This window comes from Methylobacterium sp. C33D, assembly GCF_053345825.1.
Genome location: NZ_JBKFAV010000055.1, coordinates 18,547 through 31,845, shown reverse-complemented (window position 1 = coordinate 31,845; position 13,299 = coordinate 18,547). Strand labels below are relative to the sequence as shown.

Here is a 13,299-nt window from a genome sequence, read left to right as displayed (position 1 = left end):
GCCACGGCGGCGGCGAGGTCCGCGGGCCGGTCGACGAGGCCCGGATCGTACACCACGTCGAGGCCGGCGAGCTCGGCCGCGATCGCGGCCTCGTCCATGAACTCGCTGATGATGACCTTGGGCATGGAGAATCCTTCTCAGGTCGCCGGCACGGCAGCGGGCAGGGGGCGGCGGAAGGCCGCCGCCGGCTCGCGGGCGGGGATCGCGTCCGCCGCCTCGTCCTCGTCGTCGAGGAGGTCGAGGTTCGGGGTGATGCGGCCGTCGAGCACCGCCCGGGCGTGGGCGAGGTCGATCTTGCCCTCCCAGCGGGCGATCACGAGGGTCGCCACCATGTTGCCGACCGCGTTGGTCACGCAGCGCAGCTCGTTCAGGATGCGGTCCACCCCGATGATCAGGGCGATGCCCGCCACCGGCAGGAGCTGCGAGGCCTGGAGCGTCGCGGCGAGCACGAACAGGATGGCGCCGGCCACGCCCGCCACGCCCTTCGAGGTCACCAGCGCGATGGCGAGGATGCCGAGTTCCTGCTCCCAGGTCAGCGGCACGTTGAGGGCCTGGGCGATGAAGCCGATCGCCATGGTCAGGTAGATGCAAGAGCCGTCCATGTTGAAGGACAGGCCGGCCGGCATCACGAGGCCGGTGACGCTCTTGTCGACCCCGAGGCCGTTGAGCTTGGCCATGATCCGCGGCAGCACCGATTCCGAGCTCGTGGTGCCGAGCAGGATGAACAGCTCCTCGCGGCTGTAGCGGAACAGCTTCCACAGGCTCAGGCCGACGTAGAAGCGCATCACCCCGCCGAGGAAGACCGCGATGAACACGATGAAGGTCAGGTAGAGCGAGACGATCAGCATCCCGTACTGGGCGAGGATGCCGAGACCGAACTTGCCGATGGTGAAGGCCATCGCGCCGAAGGCGCCGACGGGGGCGAAGTGCATGATCAGGCCGACGACCTTCATCAGCACGTCGCCGAAGGCGTGGACCACCTTGAGCGGGAACTCGCCGCGCCGGCCCAGCATCGCGAGCCCCATGCCGACGAGCACCGAGAAGAACATCACCTGGATCAGGTCGCCCTTGGCGAAGGCGTCGACCGCGCTGTGCGGGATGATGTTGGCGACGATCTCCATCGGCGACTGCGCGTGGGCCTTGCCGGCGATGCCGGCCACGAGCTTGGCGTCGAGGCTGTCGACCGTGGCGTTCACGCCGTCGCCCGGCCGCAGCAGGTTGACGAACAGGAGGCCGGCGGCGAGCGCCACCGTGGTGGCGACCTCGAAGTACAGGATGGTCTTCAGGCCCATCCGGCCGACGCTCTTCATGTCGCCGACATGCGCGATGCCGACCACGACCGTGCAGAAGATGACGGGGGCGACGATCATCTTGATCAGGTTGATGAACATGTCGCCGAGGATCTTGCAGCCCACCGCGAAGTCGGGCGCGACCACGCCGACGCCGATGCCCAGCGCGATGCCGAGCAGAACCTGGCCGTAGATCGACCGAAGCAGCCTCATGCGTTCCTCCAGAATGACGGGACGGAGGCCGCCGCGGTTTCGTCCGCGGTCGTGCGCTCCCTCGTGGTCCTGACCCCGTGGCGTCGGGGCCGCGCCCGCGGACCGGATCGTGGTCCGCGGGCGCGGGACTCGTGAGTCCGCGACTTGTGAGACGGCGATCGCCGCGTCAGGCGCTGCGGTAGAGCTTCGTCATCACGAACTCCCGGTGGCCGAGGGACTCGGCCGCCGTGAGCCGGCCGTTGGCGGTGCGCACCACCATGTCGATCAGCGCGTCGCCGGCCTGCGGGATCGTCATCTCCCGGGTGAGCACGCCCGAGACGTCGACGTCGATGTGCTCGCCCATGGTGCGCACGGTCCGGGGATTGCCGGTGATCTTGATCACCGGGACGATCGGGTTGCCGATGACGTTGCCCTGCCCCGTCGGGAAGGTGTGCACCACGTAGCCCGCCGCCGCCATCAGGGTGACGCACTCGGCCGCCGCCGAGGACGTGTCCATGAAGTAGAGGCCGGGCCCCTTGGCGGGGGCCTCCGCGGGTTGCAGGGCGTCGATGAACCGGCACTCGTGGCCGATCTTCTCGAGGTTGCCGAGGGCCTTCTCCTCGATCGTCGTCAGGCCGCCCGCGATGTTGCCCTTGGTCGGCTGCGAGTCGGACAGGTCGTCGGTCTTGTGGGCCTCGATCACGTCGTCCTGGTAGGCCTTCCACATCGTGTACCACTTGTCGGAGATTTCAGGGCTGATCGCCCGCTCGCGACAGAGGTGCTCGGCGCCGGTGATCTCCGAGGTCTCGCCGAACACCCCGTAGATCCCGTGCGGGATCAGCTTGTCGTACATGTTGCCGACGGTGGGGCAGGAGGCGAGGCCGGTGGTGGTGTCGGACTCGCCGCACTTGGTCGAGACCCAGAGGTCGGCGATCGGGCATTCCTCGCGCCGGAGCTCGGTGGCCCACTGCACGAAGCGCTTGGCCTGGTAGCTCGCCTTGGCGACGATCGCGATGTCGCCGTGGCCCTCGATCCCGAAGCCGACGACCGGCTTGCCGGTCCTGGCGATGCCCTCGACCACGCGGTTGGTCCACTGGTCCTCGATGCCGATCACCACGACGGCGGCGACGTTCGGGTTCGAGCCGATGCCGATCAGGGTGCGGAAGTGGAGGTCCAGATCCTCGCCGAACTGGAGCCGGCCGTAGGCGTGGGGCAGCGCCATCGTGCCCTTCACATTGTTGGCGACCGCCTCGCAGGCGGCGTTGGACAGGTCGTCCAGCGGCAGGAGTACGACGTGGTTGCGCACGCCGACCCGGCCGTTCTCCCGGCGCCAGCCCATGAACGTGGCGGCCGTGTAGTTCTCCGAGGCGCGCTCGGTCGCGAGCGCCTTGGTGGCGAACTGATCGGGCGCACCGCCGACGAAGGGGGTGGCGATCTCGTGTTCGAGCTGAGCGGCTTCCTTGAACATCGTCACCTCACCAGCGCTTCGTCTTGACGTTGTGGACGTGGACGTGCTCGCCCTTGGCGACGTCCTTGATGACCTTGCCGATGTCCTGGCCGTACTTGATCGCCGTGTCGCCCGCCTTCAGGTCGGTGAGCGCGACCTTGTGGCCGATCGGGATGTCGTGGCGGACATGGACCTCGAAGGTGCTGTCGTTCTCGGTGACCACCCCGAACGCGTCGGTGCGCGCGCTCAGGCCCTCGATCACCGCGACGGCGACGTTGTCCTGGGGAGAATGGGCGAGAAGATGCGGCTTGCGGCGCCCTTCGCGATGCCCTTCGCCGGACGCGGCGTGGCTGCTCATGCGGTCCTCCTGATCTGCGTCGTCGGCTTCTTGGCGGCGACTAGTCTTATATAAGACGTATGATTCGTCGGACGTCAACGGTCGATTGCGGGCGCGCGTGATTTCGGCGGCCGCGGCCCGATCGAGAGCGCGCTCAGCCGAACGGGAGGCGACCAGCTCGGACCGGGCCGCGCAGCTCGACCCCGGACCGAGGCGATTGGTGAGCGCCCCTCCCGAAGGGTCTCGGGTATCGTACGCCGCGGACACGGCGCCCTCCGATGCCTTGTCTCGGTCGCCGAGTCTTATATAAGATATCTTCAAGGACGATCCCGCCGCGGTGGGAGGGGGGCGGGAGGACGAGGATGGCGGTCGCGGACGCGTGGGGCACGGGCCGGGCCGTGTGTTTCCGGTGAACGAGACGCTCCTCCTGATCCTGTGCGTCGGCTGCGCCGGTCTGGTCTCGGGCCTGACCGGCTTCGCCTTCGCGCTGATCGCCTCCGGGACGCTGCTGTCGATCCGCACGCCCGTGGAGGCGACCGCCCTGGTGCTCGTCTGCAGCATCCTCTCGCAGGTGATCTCCATCCTGCGCCTGCGAACTTGGCCGCCGCGGGGCACCGCCTTCGCGATGATCCTGCCGGGCCTCGTCGGCGCGCCGATCGGCATCCACCTGCTGCACGATCTCGATCCGCGCTTCATCAAGGTCGCGATCGGTGCCTTCCTGGTGCTCTACAGCGGCGGTATCGCCCTGCTGCGCGCCGATTACCGGGTGGGGTTCGGCAATCGCTGGAGCGACGGCGCGATCGGCTTCCTCGGCGGCGTGCTGGGCGGCATCGCGGGCCTGTCCGGGGCCCTGCCGACCGCCTGGAGCCTCGTGCGCGGCTGGGAGCCCCGGACGCAGCGGGCGATCTACCAGTCCTTCACCCTGGTGATGCAGGTCTGGGCGCTGACGATCCTCGTCTGCCTCGATCCGCTGCCGCCCGAACTCGTCGGCGATCTCGCCCTGGCGCTGCCGGTGGTGCTGGTGAGCGTGCTGGCCGGGCTCGCGCTGTTCGCGCGGATCGATCAGCGGCGCTTCCGCACCCTGGTCCTGGCGCTGCTCGCCGCGATCGGCCTGACCACCACGGCCCTGGCGCTGCCCGGCCTGCTGCACGGCTGAGGCGGCCGACGCGACGGGTCAGCTCCCGGCCTTGTCGTGAACGCCCGCGAAGAACAGCTCCTTCCAGCTCTCCGGCCGGCGGCGGATCGTGCCGGTTCGGGCCATGAAGTCGGCGACCTTGCCGACCGCCCGGGGCGTCGCCGTGAAGGAGACCTGGGGGTCGTTCAGGATCGCGGCGATCAGGCCGACATCGCTCCCGTCGCGGGCGAGCCGCACGTAGGCGCGCGCCGCCTCCGACGGATCGGCCGTGATCGCGGCGAGCGCCTCGTCCAGGGCGGCGCCGAACGCCGCGAAGACCCGGGGATTGGCCGCCGCGAAGGCCGCGGAGGCCCAGACCACGTTGAAGGTCGAGGGCTCGCCCAGGACGTCGAAGCTGTTCAGCACCGTGCGGATGCCGGGCCGGCGCAGCTCCAGCTCCTGGATCGGCGCGGCGGTGAAGTGCGCCGTCACCTCGCTGCCCCCGAGGAGCGCCGCCATCCCGTCGGGATGCGACAGGGTGACCGTCAGCCGGTCGAGGTCGTTGCGGCGGCCTGCGCCGAGCTCCCGCTCGGCCGCCATCTGGAGGAACATCGCCTGGACCGAGACCTTCACGGCGGGGAGCGCGATCTTGTCCCGGTCGGTGAAGTCCGCGAGCGTGCGGACCTTCGGGTTGCTGGTGTTCATCAGGAGCGGCATGCTGTTCATCGCCGCCACGCCCTTCACCGCCATGGCGCTGCCCTCGGTCTTCGACCAGAGCAGCACGAGGGGCGGCACGCCGCCGGCCGCGAACTGGATCGTCCCGGAGAGCAGGGCGTCGTTCATGGCGGCCCCGCCCGCGAGGGTGAGGTAGCGCGCCTGGAGTCCCGCCACGCCGCGGGCGGCCGCGGCCTTCTGGAGCAGGCCCTGCTCCTCCATCAGCATCAGCGGCAGGTGGCCGAGGCTCGGCTGGCGGGCGATCGCCACCGCGCCGGTCTCCTCGGCCCGCCCCGGAGCGGGGATCGCCAGGAGCGCCGCGGCCCCGGCCAGAACGTCGCGTCTGCGCATGAGATCTCCTCCCTGAGCCCAAGGTCCGCGACCGTCGCGCCGACGCACGTCGCGGTCGCGACCTGCCCCCTCTCCCGCACGGGAGAGGGGACCCGCGCCCCGTTCGGCAGAGACGGCACCGCGGTCATGCCGTGTGCTGAGACCGCTCTCCTCAGCCGGGGCGGCGGATCACCGGCGCCGGCACGCTCGCGATCATCACGTTGATGCAGGCCGGCAGGCCGCTGGCCCGGGCCGCCTCCAGCGCCGCCGGAAGCTCGGCCGCCTCGGTCACCAGCGCGCCGAAGCCGCCGAGCGCCTGGACGACCGCGTCGTAGCGGGTCGGGAGCAGGTCGCAGTGGCGCGTCCGGTCGGGGCCGTAGCTGCGCAGCTGGATCTGGTGCTCGGCGTTCCAGCGCGCGTCGTTGCCGACCACCGCGATGAACGGGATTCGATAGCGCACGGCCGTGTCGAACTCGGCCATGTGGAAGCCGAAGGTGCCGTCGCCCAGCACCGCGACCACGGGGGCGCCGGGGCGTTCCAGGGCGGCGGCGAGCGCGAAGGGGATCGACGCGCCGATCGTGCCCGAGACGCCGTTGATCAGCCGCCGTCCGGCCCGGACCAGGGCCTGCGGCCACTGCCCGATCTCGCCGCCGTCGCAGATCAGCGTGCCGTCCGGATGGCGTTCGAGGAAGGTGTCGACCGCCCGGCACAGCTCCACCGGGTGCAGGCGCCCGTCGGTCCCGCGCAGATCCGCCCAGCCCGGCGGCCGGTGGGCGAGGGCGGCCCGGGCCTCACGGTGCCAGGCGTCCCGGCGGGGGAGGGCGGTCGCCCGCGCGGTCAGCGCCGCCAGCACCGGCCGCGGATCGGCGATCCCCGAGACGGCGAGGCGGTCGGCCGGGGCGCGGGCCAGCAGCGTCGGATCGGGATCGACGAGGGCGAAGCGGCAGTCGGGCGCGAGGGCGGGCGCCGCGCCGAAGCGCAGGGTGAAGTCGAGCGGCTTGCCGAGGAGCACGAGGAGATCGGTCCGCGCCAGAACCTCGGCGAAGGCGCCGAGCGCCGGGTCGTTGAGCCCGCGCGGGCTCTCCATGCCGACGACCGGCAGGCCGAGCGTCTCCTCCAAAGCCGCCAGGGCGGCCCGGCCGGAGGCGTCGCACAGGGCCGGGCCGCAGGCGATCAGAGGCCGTTCCGCCCCGGCGAGGGCGGCGAGCAGGTCGGCCACGAGATCCGGCGCCGGCTCGGCGGCGCGGATGGCGGCCGCCGCCCGGTCCGGGATCCGCACCGAGGCGGCGGGGACGGCCGTCTCCAGCAGGTCGACCGGCAGGCTGAGATGGACCGGGCCGGGCCGCCCCTCCCGGGCGATCCGGAAGGCCCGGGCGAGGTCCGGCCCGAGGGCGGCGACCGAGCCGGCGGTCCAGGCGGCCTTGGTCATCGGCCGGGCGATGTCGGCCTGGGCCAGCTCCTGGAAGGCGCCGCGCCCGAGCTCGGACAGGCCGGCATGGCCGGAGAGCAGCAGCACGGGGGATTCCGCGGCCAGCGCGGTGGTGAGCGCCGCCGCGCCGTTGGTGTGGCCCTGTCCGCCCGTGACCAGCGCGACCCCGACCTCGCCGGTCAGCCGGCCCCAGGCGTCGGCCATGTGGACGCAGGCCGCCTCCTGGCGGGTGTGGACGAGGCTGATCCCGGTCTCCAGCAGCGCGTCGAAGACCGGCATGATGTGGTTGCCCGACAGGGTGAAGATCCGGGTGACGCCGAGCGCCTCCAGGGTCCGGGCCACGATGTCGGCGCCGCGCAGGGTGTGCATGGACGGTCTTCCCTCAGGCGGCGGCGTCGAGGAGGGAGCCGCCGGGCCGCACATGCGTGAAGTGCACCGGCTCCATCGCGAGGTCGAGGGCCCCGCCGCGCTGGCGGACCACGGTGTAGTGCGAGGTCGCGAGGTCCGAGGCCTCCGGGAAATCCTCGCGGAAATGCGCGCCGCGGCTGTCGGTGCGGGCGAGCGCCGCCCGGGCGACCGCCTGCGAGACCAGCACGAGGTTCTCCAGGTTCAGCCGGTCCATCCAGGTGAGCGCGTAGCGGCGGTCGCCGTCCGGCGCGCCGGCCCGGGCGACCGCGTCGGAGAGCCCGTCGAGGGTGGCGAGCGCCCGGGTCAAGCCGGCCGCGTCCCGCAGGATGCCGACATCGGCCCACATCGTCGCGTAGAGCGCCTCGCGGATCTCCGGCAGCGCCTCCGCCGGCCGGCCGAGCGGCCCGTAGGCGCGGGCGAGGCCCGCCGCGATGGCGGCGGGGTCAGGATCGGCGAGGCGGCCCTCGCGCCGCACGGCCCGCGCCATGGACTGGCCGGCCAGCCCCCCGAACACCGTCGAATTCGCCACCCCGTTGCCGCCCAGCCGGTTCGCCCCGTGGACGCCGCCGGTATCCTCGCCGGCCGCGAAGAGGCGCGGCAGCGCCGTGGTGCAGTCGACCGCGAACTGGAGGCCGCCCATCATGTAGTGGGCCGTGGGGATGACCTCGACGAGGCCGCCCGCGAGGTCGAAGCCGCAATCGGCGCAGCGCTCGACCATGCCCTTGAACCGGCGGCGCACGTCCTCGGGGCCGAGATGGCTCATCTGGATGTGGACGCCCCCGCTCGGCGTGGCGAAGCCGTCGCGCAGCCGCCGCATGATCGAGCGGCTGACCACGTCCCGGGTCGCGCGCTCGGCCCGCGGGTCGTAGGCCTCCATGAAGCGCTCACCGGTGGAATCGAGGAGCCAGCCGCCGGCCCCGCGCAGGCCCTCCTCCAGCACCGTCCCGGTCATGCGGGTGCCGGCGCCGGCGAGCAGCCCGGTCGGGTGGAACTGCACCATCTCCATGTCGCGCAGCGGCAGCCCGGCGCGCAGCGCCATGGCGAGCCCGTCGCAGGACTTGTCGCCCGACGGCGTGTGGTACTTGTACATGGTCGGCCCGCCGCCGGTGGCGAGCAGCACGGCCCTCGCCCGCACCAGCTTCGGTTCGCCGGTGCGCATGTCGAGCATCAGCACGCCCGCGAGCCCCGATCCGTCCCGGGCCGGGATCAGCTCCAGGGCGCGGTGGTCCTCCAGGCGGCGCACGTCCCGGCGCCAGACCTGCTCGGACAGGCGGTTGATGATCTCGATCCCGGTGAGGTCGCCCTTGTGCACCGTCCGGTCGAAGGTCTGGCCCGCGAAGGCCTTCTGGTGGACGCTGCCGTCCGGGTTGCGGTCGAAGAAGCAGCCGAGCTCGGTCTCGAGCTCCCGGATCCGCACCTGCGCCTCGGTGACGAGCGTCCAGGCGAGCGCCTGGTCGTTCAGCCACTTGCCGCCCTCGATCGTGTCCATGAAGTGCCGCTCGACCGAGTCGCCCGGCGCCAGCGCCACGTTGTAGCCGCCCTGGACCATGCGGGTGCAGCCGCATTTCCCCAGCAGGCCCTTCACCGCGACGGTGACGTCGAGTTCCGGCGCGACCTTCTTGGCGTGGAGCGCGGCGAACAGCCCGGCCCCGCCGGAGCCGAGGATCAGGATGTCGGTCTCGACTTGATCGGGGCTCACCGGGCGTCCTCCAGGGAGGCGATGACGGCGTCGCGCCGGGCCGCCACGTCGCGCTGCACGTCGGCGAACAGCGAGCCGCCGTGCGAATCCATGCCGACCAGCAGCGGCCCGAAATCGCGGATCGCGAACTGCCACAGGCTCTCCGGGTGGAGGTCGTCGAGATCGACGTCCACGATGGTCTCGATCCAGGTGGTCTCCAGCGCCGCCGCGCCGCCGACGATCGCTAGGTAGGCGCCCCCGCGCCGCGCGAAGGCGTCGAGGGTCGCCGGTCCCATGCCGCCCTTGCCGACGATGAGGCGCACGCCCTCCCGCTCCATCAGCGCGTCGGTGAAGCGCTCCATGCGCATCGACGTGGTGGTGCCGATGCAGAAGGGCGCGAAGCCGACCGGCGCCGCGTTGGAGACCGGGACGCGGTGGACGTTCGGCGCGGTGTGGATCACCGCGTGGCCGTCGAGGTCGAGCCGGGTGCGGCGATCCCGGTCGAACATGTGGATCAGGGTCGCGTCGCGGATGCCGAACAGCCAGCGCCGCAGGGTGACGGTGTCGCCGATCCGGAGCGCCCGGATCTCGGGCTCAGTGGCCGGCATGTCGAGGACGTGGTGCGCCACGGTCTGCTCCTCAATCGAAGGCGATGCCGCCGGGCGTGAGCGTCGCGCGGGCGCGGCGGGCCGAGTGGCACTGGATGTTCACGGCGACCGGGTTCTGGGTGATGTGGGTCGCGGCGAGCTCGACATGGACGGCGAAGCTCGTCGACCGGCCGCCGAGCCCCTGCGGGCCGATGCCGAGCTCGTTCACGGCCCGCGACAGCTCGGCCTCGATCCGGGCGCCCTCGGGATCGGAGCAGACGGAGCGCAGCGGCCGGGTCGCCGCCACCTTGGCCAGATGCATGCACAGGTCGGAGGTGCCGCCGAGCCCGACGCCCACGATGGTCGGCGGGCAGACCCGGCCGCCGAGCTCGATCACCCGGTCGATGACGAAGCGCTTGGCCGCGCCGATCCCGTCCGAGGGCAGCAGCATCTGCAGGAACGAGCCGTTCTCGGAGCCGGAGCCCTTCGGGATCATCTCGACCGCCACGGTCTCGGGCCGGTCATCGAAGTCGACGTGGATGATCGGCACGCGGATGCCGCAGGAGGTCTGCTCGTTCGTGCGGGTGATCGGGTGGACCACCGAGGAGCGCAGGGAGAAATCTCTGGTCGCCCACTCGCAGCCGCGCCGGATCGCGGCCTTCAGGGCGGCGCCGTCGAAGCGCACGTCGGCGCCGATCACGACGTTGTAGATCGGGATGCCGGTATCCTGGCAGAGGATGTTCCTCGTGCGCTCCGCGACCGCGACGTTCTCCACCATCGTGTCGAGGATGGCGCGGCCGGTGGCGCTGGTCTCGGTCCGCTGCAGGTCGGCGAAGCCCGCCTTGATGTCGGGCGGCAGGATCTTCAGGGCGCGGACGTAGAGGTCGCGGCAGACCTCTTCGAATTCGCGGATGTCGAGATCCATGGCGGGTCTCCGCTGGTGACGGGCGGGGGATCAGGCCCCGCTGAGGAGGAACAGCAGACCGACCGCGAAGGCGGCCGCGAGACAGCCCGCCACGACGCGGGCATCGCGCTCGCGGAAGCGCAGCCACTCGATGGCGAGCACGCGCAACCCCAGCGCCATGTGGACGGCGAGCGCGCAGACGAGGCCCCATTCGGCCGTCCGGACGAGGCCGTTATGGGTGAGGCCGAGGAAGCTCTCCAGCCGGTCGGCACCCTGGAGCGCGGTGCCGAGCGCGATGAAGTGCATCGGCAGGAACAGCGCCAGGGCGATCCCCGAGAGCCGGTGGATCAGCGCGGCGGCGAAGCCGGGCCGGCGCAGGGACGCGCGGGTCAGACCGGTCTGCAGCGAGGCGCTCATGCCCAGTACACCGCCAGCGCCGCCCGCAGGCCCAGCCCGGCGAGCAGGGCCGAGAGGCCGATCATGGCGACGTCGAGGGAGCGGCCGCGCCAGCCCGTCCACTCGCGCAGGACGCTGCGCAGGCCGATCGGGGCATGGATCGCGGCGGCGAGCACGAAGACCGCGTAGAACAGCAGGAAGGCCACGCTGCCGTGCGTCCGGCCCAGGATCTCGCCGGCCGTGAGCCCGCCGCGCACCGCGTAGAGGATCGTGCCGAGATGGACCGCGACCGTGACCGCCAGGATTGCCGCGGTGCCGCGCTGGGCGAGGTACAGGAGCGGGCTCATCCGCGCCTCCAGAACCGGCGCAGCGCCGCCTTGCCGGTCTCGCGCTTGAGGCCGGCGATCGAGAAGGTCGGGCTCAGGCCCTTCGGGCAGTGCTCGGTGCAGCTCATGTGGCTGTGACAGGAGTGGCAGCCGGCATCGCCCGCCACCGCGGCGAGCCGATCCCGGTCGCGGTCGCGCACGTCGTTGACGAGCGTCCAGGCCCGGTTGAGGGCCGCGGGCCCGAGATAGTCGGGGTTCCACGTCACCAGATCGCAGGCGGCGTAGCAGACGCCGCAATTGATGCACTCGATGCCGGCATCGACCTCCCGGCGCGCGGCGGATTCCGGTGCCACGACCGCGAAATCGTCGGGCGGGTTCTCGCCCGGCTCGAAGTAGCCGTGGGCCCGGCGCCACTTCTCGAAGAAGGGCTCCATGTCGACCGCGAGGTCCTTCACCACCGGCAGGTTGCGCAGGGGCTCCAGCAAAAGCTCTCCGTCGGGCGCCACGGCGGCGACCCGGGTGCGGCAGGTCCAGCGCGGGCGCCCGTTCACCGTCATGCCGCAGGAGCCGCACATGCCGACCCGGCAGGCGAACCGGTAGGCGAGGGTGGGATCCTGGTCGCGCTGGATCTCGGTGACGACGTCGAGCACCGTCTGGTTGGCCCGGCGCGGTACCGCGTAGTCCGCGACGGTCTCGCCGCGCCGGACATGCACACGCAGCGTCCCGCCTGCGCCCGGGTCGACGGCCGCGTGGCCGACGGGAGCCGTCACCGGTTGGCCTCCTTCGGGGCGCCGGCGTTCGGATCGGGGAAGAACAGCTCGCTCTCGCTGTCGGCCTTGGCCGAGACCAGCCCGGCCCGGTTCATGTAGGCGAGATAGGCCAGCATCCGCTCGGGCTTGGTGGTCCAGGCGTTCTGCGGCGCGCGGATGATCGCCACGGCCTCCTCGGGCGAGATCTTCGCCCCCTCGGCCTTGATCCACAGGGCGGCGGCCCGGGCCGGGTCGTCGCGGATCAGGGCGAGGCTCTCCTCCAGCGCCGCCCGGAAGGCCGCCGTGACCTTGGGGTTCTCCGTGACGAAGCGGCTGGTCGCCCAGACGAGGTTGAAGGTGTGGGGGCCGCCCATCACGTCGTAGCTGTCGAGCACCTTGCGGGCGCGCGGGTCCTTCAGCTCCATCTCCTGGAAGGGCGGCGAGCCGAAATGGGCCGTGATCTCGGAGCGGCCGCCCATCATGGCGGTCTGCGCGTCCGGGTGCCCCATCGAAACGGTGAGCGGGTCGAGCTTGGCCTGCTGGCCCGGCCCGAAGGCCTTCTCGGCGGCCATCTGCAAGGTAATCGCCTGGATCGAGGTCTTGGCGGTCGGCAGGGCGATCTTGTCCTGGGGCCCGAAATCCGTGATCGCCTTCACGGCCGGGTTGATGGTGACCAGCCAGAGCGGCATCGCGTTCAGCGCCGACACGCCCTTGACCTTAAGATTGCCCTGCGTCCGCCCCCAGATCGTCAGGAACGGGCCGACACCGCCGGAGGCGAGATCGAGGTTGCCGGACAGCAAGGCCTCGTTCATCCCCGAGCCGCCGGTGAAGCGCAGCCACTCGGCCTTGAGGTCGAGGCCGCGCTGCTTGGCCTGCTTCTCCAGCAGGCCCTCCTCCTCCATCACGGTCAGCGGCAGGTAGGAGATTCCGAACTGCTTGGCGAGCCGCACGGTCGAGACCTCGGCCCGGGCGGCGCCGAGCGCCCCCCACAGGGCCGCGATCGTCCCGACGAGCCGGACGATGCTCCGTGCCGTCATGGCGCTCCTCACCTGTCTGCGCGCCGATCTTGCGAGCCCTGCGACTTCGTCGGCGTCGGGTCGAGGATACGCCCCGGACACAGCCTGTCAACATTCATATGTCATATATAGGACTTGAGCGCAGGCGTCCGGCGCGTGCGAGGACCGGCGGAGGAGTGGCGGGGCTCGCCCCCGAGCGCGTGACGTCCGCGGGTCGTGCCGTGCGCCGTCACCCGATTCGGCTCCGGTCCCGTCCCCGTGCCTCCCGTCGCGCGCCGCGAGCGGTGGGCCAAGTGTCGGGTCATCTATAAGATATCGCAGATCGCACGCGCCGCGCGACCGGTCGCGGCGACGCCCTCTCGGGACGCGGCAGGCCGGAACGC

Annotated in this window: 13 protein-coding genes and 1 pseudogene; 1 reads left to right on the top strand and 13 read right to left on the bottom strand. The window is 71.7% G+C overall.

The genetic code is table 11. The annotated features are described in order from the left end of the window. From ACLBXO_RS28930 to ACLBXO_RS28915, 4 genes and pseudogenes are all read right to left on the bottom strand, one after another. Window positions 1-125 (bottom strand): annotated as a pseudogene (locus ACLBXO_RS28930) (3-phosphoglycerate dehydrogenase); the annotation flags it as partial. Between the two features lie 12 nt (window positions 126-137). Further along, window positions 138-1,502 (bottom strand): cation:dicarboxylate symporter family transporter, encoded by a 1,365-nt coding sequence (locus tag ACLBXO_RS28925; protein WP_447687573.1) that lies wholly within the window; start codon window positions 1,500-1,502, stop codon window positions 138-140. 166 nt (window positions 1,503-1,668) lie between these two features. Next, window positions 1,669-2,949 carry a UxaA family hydrolase gene (locus tag ACLBXO_RS28920; protein ID WP_447687572.1) on the bottom strand — a complete coding sequence of 427 codons (1,281 nt, stop codon included), beginning with the start codon at window positions 2,947-2,949 and terminating at the stop codon, window positions 1,669-1,671. Between the two features lie 7 nt (window positions 2,950-2,956). Then, window positions 2,957-3,286, bottom strand: a complete 330-nt coding sequence (locus ACLBXO_RS28915) for a UxaA family hydrolase (protein ID WP_447687571.1) — start codon at window positions 3,284-3,286, stop codon at window positions 2,957-2,959. Window positions 3,287-3,674: 388 nt separating this feature from the next. Between ACLBXO_RS28915 and ACLBXO_RS28910 the strand changes: the two genes are divergently transcribed. Then, on the top strand, window positions 3,675-4,421 hold the full coding sequence (locus ACLBXO_RS28910) for a sulfite exporter TauE/SafE family protein (protein ID WP_447687570.1): 747 nt from the start codon (window positions 3,675-3,677) through the stop codon (window positions 4,419-4,421). Window positions 4,422-4,439: 18 nt separating this feature from the next. Here the strand turns inward: ACLBXO_RS28910 and ACLBXO_RS28905 are convergent, their stop codons facing one another. The 9 genes from ACLBXO_RS28905 to ACLBXO_RS28865 all read right to left on the bottom strand — a co-directional run bounded on the left by ACLBXO_RS28905 (window position 4,440) and on the right by ACLBXO_RS28865 (window position 12,937). Continuing rightward, window positions 4,440-5,444: an ABC transporter substrate-binding protein gene (locus ACLBXO_RS28905; protein WP_447687569.1), complete on the bottom strand. Its 1,005-nt coding sequence runs from the start codon at window positions 5,442-5,444 to the stop codon at window positions 4,440-4,442. A gap of 151 nt (window positions 5,445-5,595) precedes the next feature. Next, the gene (locus tag ACLBXO_RS28900; protein ID WP_447687568.1) at window positions 5,596-7,221 is read right to left on the bottom strand and encodes a thiamine pyrophosphate-binding protein; all 1,626 of its coding nucleotides are present in this window, start codon (window positions 7,219-7,221) and stop codon (window positions 5,596-5,598) included. A 13-nt stretch (window positions 7,222-7,234) separates the two neighbouring features. Beyond that, a complete protein-coding gene (locus tag ACLBXO_RS28895; protein ID WP_447687567.1) occupies window positions 7,235-8,959 on the bottom strand; it encodes an L-aspartate oxidase in 1,725 nt (574 codons plus the stop codon). Continuing rightward, entirely contained in the window at window positions 8,956-9,567 is a 612-nt protein-coding gene (locus ACLBXO_RS28890) for a fumarate hydratase C-terminal domain-containing protein (protein ID WP_331319127.1), read from the bottom strand. The genes ACLBXO_RS28895 and ACLBXO_RS28890 overlap by 4 nt, the downstream gene beginning before the upstream one ends. A gap of 10 nt (window positions 9,568-9,577) precedes the next feature. Then, on the bottom strand, window positions 9,578-10,450 hold the full coding sequence (locus ACLBXO_RS28885) for a fumarate hydratase (RefSeq protein ID WP_447687566.1): 873 nt from the start codon (window positions 10,448-10,450) through the stop codon (window positions 9,578-9,580). A 30-nt stretch (window positions 10,451-10,480) separates the two neighbouring features. Beyond that, window positions 10,481-10,846, bottom strand: coding sequence for a succinate dehydrogenase, cytochrome b556 subunit (locus ACLBXO_RS28880; protein ID WP_331319131.1), 366 nt, complete (start codon window positions 10,844-10,846; stop codon window positions 10,481-10,483). Further along, complete coding sequence (locus tag ACLBXO_RS28875) at window positions 10,843-11,172, bottom strand: succinate dehydrogenase (RefSeq protein WP_331319133.1); 330 nt, start codon at window positions 11,170-11,172, stop codon at window positions 10,843-10,845. The genes ACLBXO_RS28880 and ACLBXO_RS28875 overlap by 4 nt, the downstream gene beginning before the upstream one ends. After that, entirely contained in the window at window positions 11,169-11,921 is a 753-nt protein-coding gene (locus tag ACLBXO_RS28870) for a succinate dehydrogenase/fumarate reductase iron-sulfur subunit (RefSeq protein ID WP_447687565.1), read from the bottom strand. The genes ACLBXO_RS28875 and ACLBXO_RS28870 overlap by 4 nt, the downstream gene beginning before the upstream one ends. After that, window positions 11,918-12,937 carry an ABC transporter substrate-binding protein gene (locus ACLBXO_RS28865; protein WP_447687564.1) on the bottom strand — a complete coding sequence of 340 codons (1,020 nt, stop codon included), beginning with the start codon at window positions 12,935-12,937 and terminating at the stop codon, window positions 11,918-11,920. The genes ACLBXO_RS28870 and ACLBXO_RS28865 overlap by 4 nt, the downstream gene beginning before the upstream one ends. Window positions 12,938-13,299 lie beyond the last annotated feature (362 nt).